This window comes from Acrocarpospora macrocephala, assembly GCF_009687865.1.
Classification (GTDB): Bacteria; Actinomycetota; Actinomycetes; order Streptosporangiales; family Streptosporangiaceae; genus Acrocarpospora; species Acrocarpospora macrocephala.
Genome location: NZ_BLAE01000084.1, coordinates 20,744 through 38,208 on the forward strand (window position 1 = coordinate 20,744; position 17,465 = coordinate 38,208).

Consider the following 17,465-nt stretch of genomic DNA (forward strand, 5'->3'; position numbering starts at 1 on the left):
GATCGCGCGCCTGTGTTGATGTCTTGGCACGGATGAAGGTGACGAAAGGAACTAACCATCTGAGTATTGGTCATTGTGTATGCCAGTGAAGGGATTTCCCGATTCTTTGTTTTGTCTTTGCCGGGCGGATAGTCTGGCGGGGGCGAGGATTTCGGGGAGCTGGTAATGCGAAAAATGCACCATGTCGTGCTAGCGGCGTTGCTCGTGTCTGGCTTGGGATGTGCGGCAGAGCGTGTTATTCCGCCTTCGAGGGGCGTCGCGAGCAATGGGGCGGGGGATCTCACCGAGCTGTTGTTGACGCATGTTGACGGGATGCGGCGGGTGTACGGGCCTGAGACCGGTGCCTTCGGGGGGTTGCGAGCTACCAGGGCAGGGCTTCACGCGCTTGGGGCGGCCAGGGTGGACAAGCCGCAGTGTCGTTCCTCGGGGCAGTTGGACGCACGCGCGCTCGCTGAGGCGCCCGGTGCTGTCGTCTCGTTCGCGACGCCCTCGGTCGGCTCCTCGGGGCCGACGCGTACGGTCACCCAGGCGGTCATGGTGGCGGACTGGTTTCCTGGGACGCCGCCCGCTGATTGCGCGCGCTACACGGCGACCATAGGCACCGAGACGATCGCCTATGTCACGACTCCGGTGACGGCTCCTGGCTGGGGTGAGGACGCTCAGGGGTTCTTTACCACGGCGGAAACCGGGAGGCTGCGGACGAACATTGGTTCCGTTGTCGTGAAATATCGGGGCGTGCTGATGAGCCTGCTCGTGGTCGGAGCCAACGTGACTCGGGCGGATGTGATCCGGCAGGCCGATCTCGCATCAGAGAACCTTCGGCGGGTGGTCGTCTAGGTCGCGAGACCGTCGGCGGGCGGAGCTCTTACCCGGAGAGTCCGCCGAGTGGGTTGACGACGCGGGTGATGCGGTCGCGGAGTTGGAGCATGATGGCGACGACCTCGAGTTCGCCTTCCGTGGAGAGTCGGGCGAGTGGGATGGACACGCTTATCGCGTCGACCGGGGGGTCGGCGTAGTGCAGGGCGACCGCGTAGCAGCGTAGGCCGAGGCTGTTCTCCTGCTCGTCGATCGCGTAGCCGCGCTTGCGGGTGCGATCCAGTTCGGCCTCCAGCGCGGCGCGTGAGGTGATGGTGTGGCGGGTGAGCGCTTCCATCGTCTTCGGCAGGTGTGCGTCGAGCTGTGCCGGGCTGCGCTCGGCCAGCAGGGACTTGCCCAGCGCCGTGCTGTACGCGGGCAGCCGCCGCCCGACCCGGCTGTACGGCCGCAGATACTGGCTCGACTCGCGGGTGGCCAGGTAGACCACGTCCGGCCCGTCGAGCCGGCCGAAGTGGAACGTCTCGTCGACCTTCTCGCGCAGCTCCTCCAGGAACGGCACGATCAGCGCCAGGTAGGGGTCGGTGTCCAGGTAACTGGTGCCGGCCAGCAGGGCCCGGATGCCGATGCCGTAGAGCGAGCCGGACGAGTCGGCGCGCACCCAGCCGTGCTTGACCAGGGTCCGGAGCAGGGCGTGCAGGCTGCTGCGCGGCACGCCGAGCGCGTCGGAGAGCTCCCGCAGCCGGGCCGGGCGGTTGCGCCTGGCCGCCAGGTATTCCAGCAACTCGACCGTACGCGCCGCAGATTTGACCTCGCGGACTCCTCCGGTCTCCTCGAGATCATCCGTCATGCTGCTCAGCGTAGCCGGAGCGGCAAGTACTGTCCACATATGCGGACACTTTCCAGCATTGTTCGAGCATGTAGACATATGCCAGAATATCGAACATGGTTCAGGACCGTGTCACACGTATCACAACCACCCCGGTGGCCTTCCATGACCTGCCGCTGCTGAACACCGTAGGCGTGCACGAACCGTACGCCCTGCGCGCGATCGTCGAGGTGGAGACCGCGGACGGGCTGACCGGGCTCGGCGAGACGTACGGCGACGAGGCTCACCTGGCCCGGCTGCGCGCCGCCGCCGACGCCCTGATCGGCACCGAGATCTTCGATCTCAACGACGCCGCGGCCCGGGTGACCCAGGTGCTGGCCGCGGACACCACCACCGGGGGGCACGGCATGAGCGGCATGGTGACCGGCTCCAGCACCGCCGACCGGGTGCTGTCGCCGTTCGAGGTCGCGCTGCTCGACATCCAGGGCAAGGCCGTCGGCCGGCCGGTGTCCGATCTGCTCGGCGGACGACTCCGCGACCGGGTGGCGTACAGCGGCTATCTCTTCTACAAGTGGGCGGGCCATCCCGGCGCTCCGGCGGACGAGTGGGGCGCCGCGCTCGATCCGGAGGGCATCGTGGCGCAGGCCCGTACCATGATCGACAGGTACGGCTTCGGCGCGCTGAAGCTCAAGGGCGGCGTGCTCCCGCCCGAGGAGGAGATCGCCGCGATCCTCGCGTTGCGTGCGGAGTTCCCGGACCTGCCGCTGCGGCTGGACCCGAACGCCGCCTGGACGGTGGAGACCTCGGTGATGGTGGGCAAGGCGCTCGCGGGCGTACTCGAGTACCTGGAGGACCCGACCCCCGGCATCGAGGGGATGGCCGAGGTGGCCCGGCAGGTGCCGATGCCGCTGGCCACGAACATGTGCGTGGTCGCCTTCGACGACGTGCCGCCGGCCGTCCGCGCGGACGCGGTCGGCGTGGTGCTCTCCGACCACCACTTCTGGGGCGGGCTGCGCCGCTCGCAACTGCTCGGCGGGCTGTGCCGGACCTTCGGTCTCGGGCTGTCCATGCATTCCAACTCGCACCTGGGGATCAGCCTGGCCGCGATGACCCACCTGGCCGCGGCCACGCCGAACCTGGACTACGCCTGCGACACGCACTGGCCGTGGAAGCGCGCGGACGAGGACGTGATCAAGCCCGGCGCCATCGGCTTCGCGGACGGCGCGGTCGCGGTGCCGGACGGTCCCGGGCTCGGCGTCGAGCTGGATCGCGAAGCCCTGGGCCGGCTGCACGAGCAGTACCTGTCCTGCGGGCTGCGTAACCGCGACGACACCGGCTACATGCGGACAATCGATCCGTCGTACCGGGCGGTGTCGCCGCGATGGTGACGCCGCTGCGGGTGCTCCAGACCGACCGGATCATGGACCGTTACGCCGACGTGCTGACCGCCGGCGGCGCCCACCACTGGACCTTCGCGTCGGGCTGGGACCAGGAGCGGCAGATCGAGGCCCTGCGCACGGCCGACGTGCTGGTCGCCGCGAGCATGACCACCGAGATGGCCCGCGCCGCCGGGCGGCTGCGCCTGGTGCACGTCACCGGCGCCGGCTACGACAAGATCCCGCTCGCCGACCTGCCGGCCGGCGTCCGGGTGGTGAACACCTTCCACCATGGCCGGTCCATCGCCGAGTACGTGCTGGCGAGCGCCGTCCTGCTCGCCCGGCGAGTGCCGCGGTCGGACGCCGAGTTCCGCCGCGGTGTGTGGCGGTCGGTGCTCACCGACCCGGCGGTCCCGCTCGGGCCGACACTGCACGGCCGGATGGTCGGGCTCATCGGGCTCGGCGAGATCGGGACGGAGGTGGCCCGGCTGGCCGGGGCGTTCGGCGCCCGCGTGCAGGCGGTGCGGGCGCGTCCGTCGGCGACGGGACCTGCCGGGGTGGAGCTGGCCTGGGTGGGCGGCATCGACGAGCTGGACCGTCTCCTGGCCACGTCAGACGTCGTGGTGGTGACCGTGCCGCTGACCGACGCGACGCGCGGCCTGCTCGGCGAGAAGCAGTACCGGTTGATGCGCCCGGACGCCCTGCTGATCAATGTCGCCCGCGGGCCGGTCCTGGACGAGGCCGCGACCTACGCCGCGCTGGCCGACCGCACTATCGCGGGGGCGGCGCTGGACGTGTGGTGGGGCCACCCGCGCGAGGGCAAGCCCCCGGCGAGCCACGACTTCGCCGCGCTGCCCAACGTGCTGCTGACCCCCCACCAGGCGGGCCACACCGATGACACGTTCCGCGGCCGGGCCCAGGACATCGCCGCGGCGATCGACGCACTCGCCGCCGGCCGTCCGCTACGCAACGTGGTTCACTGACGAGCGGCGGAGACCCGCGCGTCGAGCGGGTAGTGGCACTCAGCGGTGTGCCCGGGCGACACCCGATCGGCGGTCGTCGGCGGGGTGGTCGCGCACAGGTCGGTGGCCTGCCAGCAGCGGGTCCGGAAGCGACAGCCGCTGGGCGGGTCAAGCGGGGACGGCAGCTCGCCCTTGAGCAGGATCTTCTGCTTCTTCTCCCGGTCCGCTCGGCGCAGCGAGGGCGCGGCCGACAGCAAGGCCTTCGTGTACGGATGCCGCGGGTTCTCGAAGATCTCCTCAGTGGTGCCGGTCTCCACGATCCGGCCGAGGTACATCACCGCGACCCGGTCCGCGACGTGCCGTACCACCGAGAGGTCGTGCGAGATGAACAGGTACGACACCGACAGCGCCCGTTGCAGCTCGTTCAACAGGTTGAGCACCTGGGCCTGCACGGACAGGTCCAGGGCGGACACCGGCTCGTCGCAGATCACCACCTCCGCGCCGAGCGCCAGGGCGCGGGCGATGCCGATGCGCTGCCGCTGCCCGCCGGAGAACTCCTGGGGGTAGCGGTCGGCGTCGCCGGGCCGCAGCCCGACCAGGTCCAGCAGCTCGCGGACCCGGGCGGCGCGCTCACGCGAGGTGCGGAACAGATCGCGGTGGGTGTGCCACGGCTCGGCGATGATCTGGGCGGCGGTCAGCCGCGGGTTCAGCGACGCGTACGGGTCCTGGAAGACCATCTGCACCCGGCGCCGCCAGCGCAGCAGCTCGCTCTTGCGCAGGGCGAACGGGTCCACCCCGCTGAACCGGACCGTGCCCTGGTCGGGCCGTTCCAGCAGCATCAGCGTGCGGGCCAGGGTGGACTTCCCGCAGCCGGACTCGCCGACCAGGCCGAGCGTCTCGCCCTTGCGGAGGGTCAGGTCGACGCCGTCGAGGGCGCGCAGCCGGTCGTTGCCGTTCGGCCCTTTGGGCACGTGGAAGGACTTGCTGAGTCCCTGGACGTCGAGCAGCGGCGAGTCGGTCATCGGGCGGTCCCCTCGGCGACGTGGCAGGCGACCGTGCGGCCGGCCCGGGTCTCGAGCGGCGGGCGCTCGGTCTGGCAGACGTCCCGCACCAGCGGGCAGCGCGCCTGGTACGGGCAGCCCGGCGGGATGGAGAACAGGTCAGGCGGGGCGCCCGGGATCGAGCTCAGGTCGCTGCCGCGCTCGGCGTCCACCGGTACCGAGTCGAGCAGCCCTCGGGTGTACGGGTGCCGTGGATCCTCGAACACCTCGTCCACCGGCCCGGTCTCGACGATCCGGCCGGAGTACATGACGGCGACCGTGTCCGCCTCCTCGGCGACCACGGCCAGGTCATGGGTGATCAGCACGACCGCCATGTCGTGCTCCGCGCGCAGCCGGGCGAGGAGCGCCAGGATCTGCGCCTGCACGGTGACGTCCAGGGCGGTGGTCGGCTCGTCGGCGATGAGCACCTTGGGGGAGAGCGCCACCGCCATCGCGATCAGCAGCCGCTGCCGCATGCCGCCGGAGAACTGGTGCGGGTAGGCGTCCACCCGCGACTCCGGCTCGGGGATGCCGACGTGCCGCATCAGCTCGATCGCCTTCGCCCGGGCCTGCCTGGCCGGCATCCGCTGGTGGATCCGGTACGGCTCGGCCAGCTGGGTGCCGACCTTGAGCACCGGGTTCAGGGCGGTGAGCGCGTCCTGGAAGACGATCGACAGCGCCGGCCCGGCGAGCTGCCGGCGCCGTTTGCGGCTCACCTTGAGCAGGTCCTCGCCGTCCACCTGGACCGAGCCGGCCGTCACCGAGGCGATCGGCTCGAGCAGCCCGGCGACCGCCTGCGCGGTCATGCTCTTGCCGCAGCCGGACTCGCCGAGCAGCGCCAGCGTGCGGCCGCGGTACGCGGTGAAGCTCACGCCGTCCACCGCGCGGACCGTGCCACGCGGGGTGGCGAGCTCCACGGTCAGCCCGCTGACCTCCATGCCGATCGCGGTCATGTCGTCTCCAGCACGGTCGGCCGGGCGGCGCGGCGCCGCCGGCGGGGTGTGGTCAGGCGCCATCGCTGTCCCGGGTCGGTGGCGATCCTGACCCAGGACGCGAGCAGGTTCGCCGACACGGTGGTGATCACGATGGCCAGGCCGGGCAGCACCGAGAGCCACCACTGGGTGCGCAGCTGGTCGCGGCCCTGGGCGACCATCAGGCCCCAGCTCACGTCCGGCGGCTGCACGCCGATGCCGAGGAAGCTGAGCGAGGACTCGGCCAGCATCACGTAGCAGAAGTCCACCGTGGCCACGGTGAGCAGGGTGGGCAGCACGATCGGGAAGATATGGCGGCGGATGATCGCGCCGCTCGGGGTGCCGAACGTGCGGGCCGCGTCCACGAAGAGCCGGGTCTGCAGTTCGGCCGACTCGGCGCGGGCGGTGCGCAGGTAGACGGGGATGCGGGTGATCGCGAGGATCGCGATGATGCTGGCGATGCTGGGCGAGAAGATGTAGAGCACCACGACCGCCATCAGCAGCGACGGGAAGCTGTACACGACGTCGGCGATCCGCATCGCCACGGTCTCCCGCCACCCGCGGTGATAGCCCGCCCACATCCCGACCGAGGCGCCGATCACCAGCGAGATCAGCACCACCGGCACGACCACGCTCATCGTGGTCTGGGTGGCCACCATGAGCCGGCCGAGCAGGCTGCGGCCGAGCAGGTCGCCGCCGAGCACGTACTGCCAGCCGTGGTCCAGGCTGAACGGCGCCAGCCGGGACAGCGACAGGTCGCCCGTGACGGCGCTGTCGCCGGCCAGCCGCTTGCCGAACACCGCGACGAACGCGACCAGCAGCAGGATCAGCGCGGAGACGAAGGCGGCCGGGTCGGCCAAGAGCAGCCGGAACCAGTTCGCCTTGACCGGCCTGTCCGGGGCGGACGCCTCCGGTGGGTTCTCCAACAGGGTCATGCCGCCGCACCTACCTTCTGTCGAACGCGGGAGTCCAGCAGCGCGTACCCGAGGTCGATTCCGATGTTGAGCACGAAGATGCTGATCGCGGTGATCGCCACGGCCGCCTGGAGCACCGCGAAGTCGCGCTGCAGGATGGAGTCGATCATCAGCTTCCCGATGCCCGGCCAGCCGAAGATGCTCTCCACCACGACCGCGCCGTTGATCAGCCCGACCGCGAGGTCACCCGCGACGGTCAGGGCCGGCGGGGCGGCGTTCTTCAGCGCGTGCCGGACGACCACGCGGCGCTCGCCGGCGCCCTTGCTGCGGGCCACCTTCACGTACGGGGACCCGAGCGCCGCGATCATCGCGCCGCGGACCACCTGGGTGAGCACGCCGGCCGGCCGGAGCATGAGCACCGCGATCGGCAGCACCCAGCTCAGCCCGCCGGCGTCCACGCCGGAGGTGGGCAGCACGCCGAGCATGATGCTGAACACCCAGATGCCGAGGATGGCCAGCCAGAAGTCCGGCACGCTGGCCGCGGTCATGGACATCAGGCTGGAGATCCGGTCGCCCAGGCCGTTCGGCCGCAGCGCCGCCCAGCACCCCACCGCCGTCGCCACCGCGCAGGCCAGGAGCATGGTGACGACGGCCAGCTGGAGCGTGGCCGGGAAGGCCCTTAACGCCATCACCGCGGCGGGCTCGCCGGTGCGCAGTGACGTCCCGAAGTCCAGCCGCGTCACCTGGGCGAGGTAGTCGATCAGCTGTGACCAGATCGGCTGGTCGAACCCGTGGGCCGCGCTGAACTGCTCCCGCGCCTGGGCTGTCGCGTTCTCCGGCAGGTACAGCGCGGCCGGGTCGCCGGTGAGCCGGGCGAGCACGAACACGCCCAGCACGACGGCCAGCAGGGGCGGCAGGCTGGTCAGTGTTCGTCGTCGCAGGAAGGTCAGCATTCCGGGGGTCCGATCTGCGGGTCAGCTCTTCGGCTTCACGTCGGCCAGCCGCAGCTCGTCGCCGGTGGCCGCGTCGGGCGTGTAGGAGACGTTCTTGGCCAGGCCGAGCACCGCCCCCATGTTGGCGAGGAAGGTGAAGCCGCGGATGTCCTGGTTCTCACTGGCGAAGACGTCGGCGAACGCCTGCTGCCGGGCGTCGCCGGTCAGCGCGCCGGCCGCCTTGATCTGCTGGTCCAGTTGCGGACTGCCGCTGCTGCTCTGCGCGCCGTCGGTGGCGAAGTACTGCCCCACGGTGAACGCGGCGTCGCCGGCCTGGTTGCCGTGCATGATCATCAGTGCCACCGGCCCGGCGCCCTCGGGGAACGGCCGCAGCTGGTACTTGATCTGGGCGGAGGTGTCCAGCATCTCGATCTTGGCGGTCAGGCCGATCTGGGTCAGGGCGCTCTGGATCAGCTCGATGCTCTCGGCGATCTTCGGGAACTGTGCGGTCCGCCCGATGATCCGGAACGGGGTGTCCACCTTGACGCCGTCCGCGCGGGCCTGGTCGACCAGCGCCTTGGCGGCGGTCAGGTCGTACGGGGTCGGGGTGAGCGACTCGTTGTAGCCGACCACGCCGGGGCCGATCAGCTGGCTGGCCGGTTGCCCGATACCGCCGAACAGCGAGGTGATGATGCCCTGGCGGTCGACCGACATGTCGATGGCCTGGCGCACCCGGATGTCGTCGAGCGGCGCCTGGTCGGTGCTGAAGCGCAGCGCGGTGGTCTCGTTGTTCGGGTACTGCACCCCGGTGTCGCCGGCGCCGTCGTCCGCGCCCAGGTTGGTGGCCAGGTCGGCTTCGCCGTTGACCACCATGGCGGCCCGGACGGTGCCCTCCTCACGCCACTGATACTCGGCCTTGGCGTACCTCGGCTTGCTGCCCCAATACCCGTCCCAGCTGGTGAGGGTCAGCTTCTGCCCGGCGGCCCAGCTCTCGATCTTGTACGGGCCGGTGCCGACCGGCTCGCGCACCTTCTCGGTGGTGCTGATGTCGGACTTGGTCATCTCCACGAACGAGACGCGCAGCGGCAGCAACGGGTCGGGCTGCTCGGTCTGGACGGTGACCGTGGCCGCGTCCGGCGCGGCGAGCGTGAGCTTGCCGCTGTCGCCGAACACGTAGCCCTGAACGTTGCAGGCCAGGGCCGTGTTGTTCGCGCTCCGCTCGATCGCGGCGACCGCGTCCTCGCTGGTGAAGTCGCTGCCGTCGGAGAACTTCACCCCCGGGCGCAGCTTGAAGGTCCAGAGGGTCGGCTGGGTCTGGGTCCACTCGGTGGCGAGCTTGGGCTCCAGCGCGCCGCTCGTCGGGTTCCGCTCCAGCAGCGGCTCGGTGATGTTGGACCGGACCACGACGCCGGTAGCCGTCAGCGACGCCTCGCAGGGCTCCAGGGTGGGCGGTTCCTGCGGCAGGACGACGCGCAGCGTGTTGCCGGCACCGGCGGAGTCGCCGGAGGTGGTGTTGGCGACCGAGCAGCCGGTGGCGGCCAGCGACACCGTGGCCGCGGCGAGCAGCGCGGCGGCACGGGAATTCCGGGCCCGTAGTCCGTGGGGGGTATGGGTCATGTTCCGCTGACCTCTCAGACGTTGTCTGTATATGTAGACGGAATCTGCGTTCGTGAACGACACCGTAATTTCGGCACAAGCCGCCGTCAAGGTCCCAGGAAACTCTGGTGAAACATCCGGGCGGTGGACCGGACATGCTCGAGCAGCACCGCGAGAGCCGGGCTGTCGTCGTCGGGGCGCCAGGCCGCGTACACCTCGACGCAGTCGTCCGGGATCTCCGCCACCGGCAGGAACCGCAGGTTGCGAAGGGTGATCACGGACGCGCAGGCGGGCACGAGAGCGACCCCGAGACCCGCGTCCACCAGGGCGAGCACGCTGTTCACCTGGGTCACGTGCTGGGCGTACGTGGGCTGCACGCCGGCCGACCTGAAGGTGGAGACGACCAGGTCGTGGAAGTAGCGGGCCTCCACCGGCGAGTAGGTCACCACGCTCGACCCGCCGATGTCGGCCAGCTCAGGGGCCCGGCCCAGCCGGGTCAGCGGGTGCCCGCGGGGCACCGCGAGCAGCAGCGACTCGGTGTGCACGAGCATCTGCTCCAGCGCCGCCCCGGGCGGCACGCCGCGGGTCAGGCCGATGTCGATCTCCTCGGCCAGCAGCGCCTCGATCTGCCTGCCGGTGACCATCTCGCGGAGCACCCGGTGCACCTCGGGCAGCTGGTCGTCCAGGAACGTCACCCACGCGCCGAGCACGCTGAGCGCGGCGGTCGCGGTGAAGCCGACGCGCAGCGTGCCGCGCGAGCCGTGCGCCGCGCGCTGGGCCAGCAGCGGCGCCGCCGCGGCCAGTCTGAGCAGGCGCCGGGCCTCGTCCAGGAAGACCCGGCCGGCCGGGGTCAGTTCGACCGAGCGCGAGGTGCGGATGAGCAGATCGACCCCGACCGCCCGCTCCAGCTTCTGCATCTGGCGGCTTAACGGCGGCTGGGTCATCCGCAGCCGCTCGGCGGCCCGGCCGAAGTTGCGCTCCTCGGCAACCGCGACGAACCCCCGGAGCTGATCCAGACTGAACATCGTTCCTCCCGCGCTATGCAGTCTGGGTATCAAACCATGCTCTAAGCGTCTTGGACAGGTATCGCGGCATCCGCCTACCTTCGTCGTACCAATTGCCTCGGATCTGGAGCCTTCATGACGACGTTCTCGCCCACTCAGCTGCGCGACACGCTGGGTTCCGGGCTGCTCTGCTTCCCGGTCACGCACATGACCGCGGAGCTCACTTTCGACGAGCCCGCGTTCCGTTCGCACCTGCGGTGGCTGGCGGCCTACGACGCCCGCGGGGTGTTCCCGGCCGGCGGCACCGGCGAGTTCTTCTGTCACACCCCGACCGAGGTCGGGCAGGTCGTGCGCGCGGCGGTGGCCGAGGCCAAGCCGGGCGTGCCGGTGGTCGCCCCGGCCGGGTACGGCACCTCGCTCGCGGTGGAGATGGCCCGCGACGGCGAGCGGGCGGGCGCGGACGGCATCTTCCTGCTGCCGCCGTACCTCACCGAGCTGGACCAGGAAGGCCTCAAGGAGCACGTGCGCGCGGTCTGCCGCGCCACCTCGCTGGGCGTGGTCGTCTACCACCGGGCGAACGCCCGGTTCACCCCGCGGACCTTCATCGAGCTGACCGAGGAACTGCCGAACCTGATCGGCTTCAAGGACGGCATCGGCGACGTCGACGTGATCGCCCACCTCTACGCGGTGCTCGGCCCCCGGCTGGTCTACGTCGGCGGCCTGCCCACCGCGGAGACCTACGCGCTGCCCTATCTCGAGCTCGGCGCCACCACCTACTCCTCGGCGATCTTCAACTTCGCGCCGCAGTGGGCCAGCGACTTCTACACCTCGGTGGTCAAGCGTGACCGTGACGACGTGTACGCCCGGATCCGCGACTTCGTCCTGCCGTACCTGGACATCCGCAACCGGCGCAGCGGATACGCGGTGTCGATCGTCAAGGCCGGCATGACCGCGGTCGGGCGCAGCGCCGGTCCGGTCCGCCCGCCGCTGTCCGACCTGACGCCGGCGGAACTGGCCGAGCTGACCGATCTGATCGCGGCCACGGACTCGATCGAACGGGCGGGCTGAGCATGTCCCCGACCGCCACCATCGGCCTCACCGGCGACCTGCTCGTCGGCGGCGGCGCCTACCGCGGCACGCACGGCGAGATCGCCGCGGTCGACCCGCGCACCGGGCAGGAACTCCAGCCGTCGTACGGCCTGGGCGGCCCCGCGGACGTGCGGCGGGCCGCCGAGCTGGCCGAGGCCGCCTTCGACACCTACCGGGAGACCACGCCCGCGGTCCGCGCCGGTTTCCTCACCGCCATCGCGGCCGGCCTCGACGCGCTCGGCGACGAGCTGATCGCCCGGGTCACCGCCGAGACCGGCATCCCGGCCGCCCGGGTCACCGGCGAGCTGGCCCGCACCACCAATCAGCTGCGGCTGTTCGCGGACGTGGTGCGCGACGGCGATTGGCTGGGTGCGCGGATCGACCCGGCGCTGCCGGAGCGTACGCCGCTGCCTCGCCCCGACATCCGCCGCAGGCTGGTTCCCCTCGGCCCGGTCGCGGTCTTCGCGGCCAGTAACTTCCCGCTCGCGTTCTCGGTGGCCGGTGGCGACACCGCGTCGGCGCTGGCGGCCGGCACCCCAGTGATTGTGAAGGCGCACAGCTCGCACCCGGGCACCTCCGAGCTGGTCGGCCGGGTGATCCAGCGCGCGGTCGCCGACCACGGCCTGCCCGAGGGGGTCTTCTCCCTTCTCTTCGGCACCGGCCGCGAGGTGGGCATCGCGCTGGTCACCGACCCGCGGATCAAGGCGGTCGGCTTCACCGGCTCGCGCAGCGGCGGACTCGCCCTGGTCGCCGCCGCCCAGGCCCGGCCCGAGCCGATCCCGGTGTATGCGGAAATGTCCAGCGTCAACCCGGTGATAGTGCTGCCCGCCGCGCTGCGCAGCCGGGGCGCCGAGATCGGCCGGGCGCTGGTCGCCTCGATGACCGTCGGCCAGGGACAGCTGTGCACCAGCCCGGGCCTGGTCTTCGCGGTCGACGGGCCTGGTGTGGCGGAGTTCGTGGCCGCGGCCGCCGAGGCGCTGCGCGCGGTCCCGGCCGCGCCCATGCTCTCGGCCGGCATCCAGCAGGCGTTCGCCGAGGGGGTGGAGCGGCTGCGGACCGCGGCCGGCGTGGAGATCGCCGCCGCCGGGGAGGCAGGCGACGGGATCGCCGCGCCAGGGCAGGCCCACCTCTTCCGGACCGCGAACGCCGAACTCCGCGACAACCCGGCCCTGCGGGAGGAGGTGTTCGGGGCCAGCTCGCTGATCGTCACGGTGAACTCGGCGGCCGAGTTGCGGGACACCGTGGCGGGCCTGGAGGGCCAGCTCACCCTGACGCTGCACGCGGACGACGCGGATCTGGACACGGCTCGCGCGCTGCTGCCGCTGCTGGAGCGCAAGGCCGGGCGGATCATCGTGAACGGCTGGCCGACCGGCGTCGAGGTCGGGCCCGCGATGGTGCACGGCGGGCCGTTCCCGGCGACCTCGGACCCGCGTTCCACCTCGGTCGGCACCGCCGCGATCGAGCGGTTCCTGCGGCCGGTGGCGTACCAGAACCTGCCCGCTGGACTGCTACCGGCCGGGCTCGACGACGCGAACACGCTCGGCCTGCCGAGGCGGGTCGATGGCTGAGACGCCACGGGTCACCGGGATGCGGGTGGTGCCGGTCGCCGGGCACGACAGCATGCTGCTGAACCTGAGCGGCGCGCACGGGCCGTTCTTCACCCGGACGGTCGTGGTGCTCTCCGCCTCCGACGGCAGCACCGGCGTCGGCGAGGTGCCCGGCGGCGAGGAGATCGCGCGCACCCTCGAGGAGTCGCGGGACCTGGTGGTGGGCCAGCCGATCGGAGCGTACCTAAGCGTGCTCGGCGCGGTGCGTACCCGGTTCGCGGGCCGGGACGCGAGCGGCCGCGGGCCGCAGACGTTCGACCTGCGCACCGCGGTGCACGTGGCGACCGCCCTGGAGGCCGCGCTGCTCGACCTGCTCGGCAAGCACCTCGGGGTGCCCGTCTGCGACCTGCTCGGCGACGGGCGGCAGCGGGACCGCGTGCGCACTCTCGGCTATCTGTTCTTCGTCGGCGACCGCACGGCCACCGACCTGCCCTATCGCGCCGAGGGCGGACCGGACGCGTGGACCCGGCTGCGCGACGAGCCGGCGCTCACCCCGGAGGCCGTGGTCGCGCTGGCCGAGGCCGCGCGGCAGCGGTACGGCTTCGCGGACTTCAAGCTCAAGGGCGGGGTGCTGCCGGGCGAGGACGAGGTCGCCGCGGTCACGGCGCTGAAGGCGCGGTTCCCGGACGCCCGGATCACGCTTGATCCGAACGGTGGCTGGCCGCTGGCCGACGCGATCGGGTACGGGCTGGCGATGCGCGGCGTGGTGGCCTACGCCGAGGACCCGTGCGGCGCCGAGCGGGGCTTCTCCGGCCGGGAGGTGATGGCCGAGTTCCGCCGCGCCACCGGCTTGCCGACGGCGACCAACATGATTGCCACGGACTGGCGCGAGCTGGGCCACGCGATCCGCGCCGGCGCGGTCGACATCCCGCTGGCCGACCCGCACTTCTGGGGCATGCAGGCCTCGGTCCGGGTCGCCCAGCTGTGCGCTGCCTGGGGGCTGACCTGGGGCTCGCACTCGAACAACCACTTCGACATCTCGCTGGCGATGTTCACCCACGTGGCGGCGGCCGCGCCCGGCGAGATCACCGCGATCGACACGCACTGGATCTGGCAGGACGGCCAGCGCCTCACCCGCGCGCCGCTGGAGATCAGGGGCGGCTACCTGGACGTGCCCACCGTCCCCGGTCTCGGCGTCGACCTCGACGAGGACCGGCTGGCTGAGGCGCACGAGCTGTACCGCGCCCAGGGGCTGGGCGGTCGTGATGATGCGGTGGCGATGCAATACCTTGTGCCCGGCTGGTCCTTCCACCCCAAACAACCCGCCCTGGTCCGATGATCCGGAGGTACGCATGACTGTGCTGCAGGTCGGCCCGCTGATGCCGTTCCTGGAGGCCGACCTGCGCGAGCTCTACGCCGCGCGGCGGCTGCCGGACCCGCCGGACTCCTTTCTCGACGGCCCCGGCGCTCAGGTCGAGGTCGTGGTCACCTCCGGCCGGACCGGCGTGGACGCCGGCCTGATGCGGCGGCTGCCCGCGCTGCGCGCGATCGTCAACTTCGGCGCCGGATACGACACCACCGACGTGGCCGAGGCCGCCCGCCGCGGCATCGCGGTGTCGAACACCCCGGACGTGCTGGACGACTGCGTGGCGGACACCGCGCTCGGGCTGATCATCGACGTGATGCGCGGGCTGAGCGCCTCCGACCGGTACGTGCGCCGGGGTGACTGGGCGGCGGGTGGCAACTACCCGCTGGCGCGGAAGGTGAGCGGGGCCCGGGTGGGGATCCTCGGCCTGGGCCGGATCGGGCTGGCGATCGCCCGGCGGCTGGAGGGCTTCGACTGCGTGATCTCCTACCACAACCGGCGGCGCCGGGACGTGCCCTACCGCTACGTGAGCACGCCGGTCGAGCTGGCCGCCGAAGCGGACGTGCTGGTGGTGGCGGTGTCCGGCGGCCCGCAGACGCGGCACCTGGTGTCCGCCGAGGTGATCGCCGCACTGGGCGCGGACGGCTTTCTGGTGAACATTGCCCGCGGCTCGGTGGTGGACGAGCCGGCGCTGGTCGCCGCGCTGGTGGCGGGCCGGCTCGGCGGCGCCGGTCTGGACGCGTTCGCGGACGAGCCGCATGTCCCGGCCGACCTGCTCGCGCTGGACCGGGTGGTGCTGACCCCGCACCTGGCCAGCGGCACCACCGAGACCCGGCGCGCGATGGCCGACCTGGTGCTGGCGAACGTGGCGCAGTTCCGCAAGAACGGCACGCTGGTGACGCCGATCGTTTAGATCATGACGTGCTGTTCGGGGTGGCCGACGAAGCTGAACTGGGCGTTGCGGGTGAGTTTGTAGTCGGCGGCCTGCCAGGTGTGGGCGGAGGCGTCTGAGCCGCGCATGTAGACGAAGTTGAAGCGGTCCGCGGAGTAGATGCGGATGCCGTCCTCTTTGAGGCGGCGGACCAGGCGGGTGTCCTCGCCCGCGTTGACCGGTTCGAAGGGGATCGAGCGGAGCAGGTCGGCCTTGGCGAGGATGGTGGCGCCCTGGACCAGGTGGGCGTAGCGGTGTTCCAGGCCGGGGAGGCGGTAGACCGTCTCGTTGCGGTCGGGGAAGTAGGTGTAGTGCGCGCCCTTGCCCACCATTTCGGCTTCGGAGTAGTCGAAGGAGCGGACCAGGTCGGAGAGGTAGTGCTCGCCGTAGAGGTTGTCGTCGTCCATTTTGGCGATGAGCTCGCCGTCGGCGTGGGCGATGCCGTGGTTGAGGACCTCGCCGAGGGTGAAGCTGGGGGGCGCGGTCAGGACCTTCACCGCGGGGACTCCGGCGGCGAGGGCCTTGTCGCGGATGACGCTGGGGTCTTCGGAGAGGCCGTGCAGGACCAGGACGAGCTCCAGGTCGCGGTGGCGCTGGCGGGCGACCTGGCTGATCGCGTGTTCGAGCTGGCCGGCCCGGTTGGTGGGCAGCACGACGGAGATCGAGTGCGAGCGGGCGACCACCGGGCGGCCGACGGCGCCCAGGATCTGGTCGACGCGGTGGGAGAAGAGGTGCTTGTCGAAGACTTCGCGCATGGCGAGGTGGCCCTGGCGGGCGCGCAGCTCAGGGCTGTTGATCAGGTAGAGGGCCCGGTTGTACGCCTCCTCCTGCGAGTGCGCGACCGGGATGAGATCCCCGAAAGTCTCCTCGATCGCCCGGGACCAGCCGGAGAGCACGGTCGTCCCCGAAGCGGACAGTTCGAAGACGCGGCGCGCGCACATGGTCGGTGAGTCGATCACCGAGTTCACGTTCAGGAAGACCTTGTACATCTTGTACGCGGCGAGCATCTGCTCGTAAGGAAGCTCGCCCACGATGTGCGGCCGATACTCCTCCGGCCAGGCGTACTTGTCGGCGACCGTCCCGTTACGAGCGAAGATGTGCAGCCCGAGCTCCCGTGCCGGGGCCAGAATGGTCTCCATCTGCTCGCGACGTTCCGGGTGCTTGTCCCGGAAATACATCCCGCCGAACACGATGTCGTACATCCGGCCCTGCTTGGTCTGGATCGGATTGTGAATCCGCGGCTGCGCTGCGAACTGCAACACATCCACCCGATCATGTCCCAATATTTCCCGATATTTCGGGATCATGTCGCCGTCGCACGTGTACACGTGGTCGAACAACTTCGCCGTATCGATGAAGAAGTCGAAGTTCGGCGGGTCCTCCTTGTTCCAGAAGACCGACGGAATCCCTTCCGAACGACACCACGCCAGCAGGTCGCGGAGTTCCTGCTTCGGGGCGTTCGTCCCCGTCATCTGGTAGCGCCAGCGCCCCTGGTTCCCATGCCACGCCGACTCGCAGAACAACAGATCAGGACGCTTCTCGGCGAAGATCTCCGGCCAGTCCGCCAGCCCGAACTCGATCTGATCCCACTCGTACTGGAAGGCCATTCGCGAGAAGTCGTCCAGGATGACCGCCACCTTGAGATCCGGACGTGTCATCACCCCTTGCGGCCACTGCAATGTCGGGATCTTGACCTCGGGCCCCTTCAGCTCCGCCTGCGCCGCCGCCTCGACCACGGAAATGGGCGCCTTCGGGCTCTTCCGCCCCTTCATCGCCTTCGACAGATCCCGCGGCAGCCGTACGAACTTGGCCGGCTTCGCCGCGCCCGTCAGCGCCTGAGCGACCCGGAACGGCCGCTGCGTCTGGGTGGCCTTGAGCTTCCAGATCGCATATTCCGCCCGCGCCTCCTGGGTGGCGAGCTTCTTCTCCAGCTCCCGGATCCGCTGCTCGTAGCGCTCGACGACCTTACGTTCCTCGGGCAGCCAGTTCACCGGCCCGAGCCGCTGGAACCGCGGCTCGTCGAAGGTCTCGTCGCTCTCAGCCATGCTTCAGCCCTTGCTAGGTTCGTCGTGATCAGCCATGGTACGGCGGAAGC

The 17,465-nt window shown here is 70.9% G+C and carries 15 protein-coding genes; 7 read left to right on the forward strand and 8 right to left on the reverse strand.

Features of this window, described 5'->3' with window-relative positions; translation table 11 throughout:
- The first annotated feature begins 399 nt into the window (after positions 1 to 399).
- The gene (locus Amac_RS46745) at positions 400 to 837 is read left to right on the forward strand and encodes a hypothetical protein (protein ID WP_218041698.1); all 438 of its coding nucleotides are present in this window, start codon (positions 400 to 402) and stop codon (positions 835 to 837) included.
- Positions 838 to 865: 28 nt separating this feature from the next.
- Here Amac_RS46745 and Amac_RS46750 read toward each other — a convergent pair whose 3' ends face one another.
- Positions 866 to 1,663: an IclR family transcriptional regulator gene (locus tag Amac_RS46750; RefSeq protein WP_155360901.1), complete on the reverse strand. Its 798-nt coding sequence runs from the start codon at positions 1,661 to 1,663 to the stop codon at positions 866 to 868.
- A 95-nt stretch (positions 1,664 to 1,758) separates the two neighbouring features.
- On the opposite strand from Amac_RS46750, the gene Amac_RS46755 reads away from it, so the two are divergent.
- Both Amac_RS46755 and Amac_RS46760 read left to right on the forward strand, forming a co-directional pair.
- Complete coding sequence (locus Amac_RS46755; RefSeq protein ID WP_155360902.1) at positions 1,759 to 3,030, forward strand: glucarate dehydratase family protein; 1,272 nt, start codon at positions 1,759 to 1,761, stop codon at positions 3,028 to 3,030.
- On the forward strand, positions 3,024 to 4,001 hold the full coding sequence (locus Amac_RS46760; protein ID WP_155360903.1) for a 2-hydroxyacid dehydrogenase: 978 nt from the start codon (positions 3,024 to 3,026) through the stop codon (positions 3,999 to 4,001). Before Amac_RS46755 ends, Amac_RS46760 begins: the two co-directional genes overlap by 7 nt.
- On the opposite strand, the gene Amac_RS46765 is transcribed toward Amac_RS46760, so the two are convergent.
- From Amac_RS46765 to Amac_RS46790, 6 genes are all read right to left on the reverse strand, one after another.
- Entirely contained in the window at positions 3,995 to 5,002 is a 1,008-nt protein-coding gene (locus tag Amac_RS46765; protein ID WP_155360904.1) for an ABC transporter ATP-binding protein, read from the reverse strand. The genes Amac_RS46760 and Amac_RS46765 overlap by 7 nt on opposite strands.
- Positions 4,999 to 5,973: an ABC transporter ATP-binding protein gene (locus tag Amac_RS46770; RefSeq protein ID WP_155360905.1), complete on the reverse strand. Its 975-nt coding sequence runs from the start codon at positions 5,971 to 5,973 to the stop codon at positions 4,999 to 5,001. The genes Amac_RS46765 and Amac_RS46770 overlap by 4 nt, the downstream gene beginning before the upstream one ends.
- Positions 5,970 to 6,926, reverse strand: coding sequence for an ABC transporter permease (locus Amac_RS46775; RefSeq protein ID WP_155360906.1), 957 nt, complete (start codon positions 6,924 to 6,926; stop codon positions 5,970 to 5,972). Before Amac_RS46775 ends, Amac_RS46770 begins: the two co-directional genes overlap by 4 nt.
- A complete protein-coding gene (locus Amac_RS46780) occupies positions 6,923 to 7,858 on the reverse strand; it encodes an ABC transporter permease (protein ID WP_155360907.1) in 936 nt (311 codons plus the stop codon). Before Amac_RS46780 ends, Amac_RS46775 begins: the two co-directional genes overlap by 4 nt.
- 21 nt (positions 7,859 to 7,879) lie before the next feature.
- Complete coding sequence (locus tag Amac_RS46785) at positions 7,880 to 9,454, reverse strand: ABC transporter substrate-binding protein (protein WP_155360908.1); 1,575 nt, start codon at positions 9,452 to 9,454, stop codon at positions 7,880 to 7,882.
- 86 nt (positions 9,455 to 9,540) lie between these two features.
- Positions 9,541 to 10,458, reverse strand: coding sequence for a LysR family transcriptional regulator (locus Amac_RS46790; protein ID WP_155360909.1), 918 nt, complete (start codon positions 10,456 to 10,458; stop codon positions 9,541 to 9,543).
- Positions 10,459 to 10,572: 114 nt separating this feature from the next.
- On the opposite strand from Amac_RS46790, the gene kdgD reads away from it, so the two are divergent.
- The 4 genes from kdgD to Amac_RS46810 are packed head-to-tail and all read left to right on the forward strand — an operon-like array spanning position 10,573 to position 15,352.
- Complete coding sequence (gene kdgD, locus Amac_RS46795) at positions 10,573 to 11,505, forward strand: 5-dehydro-4-deoxyglucarate dehydratase (protein WP_155360910.1); 933 nt, start codon at positions 10,573 to 10,575, stop codon at positions 11,503 to 11,505.
- 2 nt (positions 11,506 to 11,507) lie between these two features.
- Positions 11,508 to 13,094 (forward strand): aldehyde dehydrogenase (NADP(+)), encoded by a 1,587-nt coding sequence (locus tag Amac_RS46800; RefSeq protein ID WP_155360911.1) that lies wholly within the window; start codon positions 11,508 to 11,510, stop codon positions 13,092 to 13,094.
- Positions 13,087 to 14,412, forward strand: coding sequence for an enolase C-terminal domain-like protein (locus Amac_RS46805; RefSeq protein ID WP_155360912.1), 1,326 nt, complete (start codon positions 13,087 to 13,089; stop codon positions 14,410 to 14,412). The genes Amac_RS46800 and Amac_RS46805 overlap by 8 nt, the downstream gene beginning before the upstream one ends.
- Positions 14,413 to 14,425: 13 nt before the next feature.
- Entirely contained in the window at positions 14,426 to 15,352 is a 927-nt protein-coding gene (locus Amac_RS46810) for a 2-hydroxyacid dehydrogenase (RefSeq protein WP_155360913.1), read from the forward strand.
- Here the strand turns inward: Amac_RS46810 and Amac_RS46815 are convergent.
- Positions 15,349 to 17,415: a glycosyltransferase family protein gene (locus tag Amac_RS46815; protein WP_155360914.1), complete on the reverse strand. Its 2,067-nt coding sequence runs from the start codon at positions 17,413 to 17,415 to the stop codon at positions 15,349 to 15,351. The two genes, Amac_RS46810 and Amac_RS46815, sit on opposite strands and share 4 nt — an antisense overlap.
- Between the last annotated feature and the right edge of the window lie 50 nt (positions 17,416 to 17,465).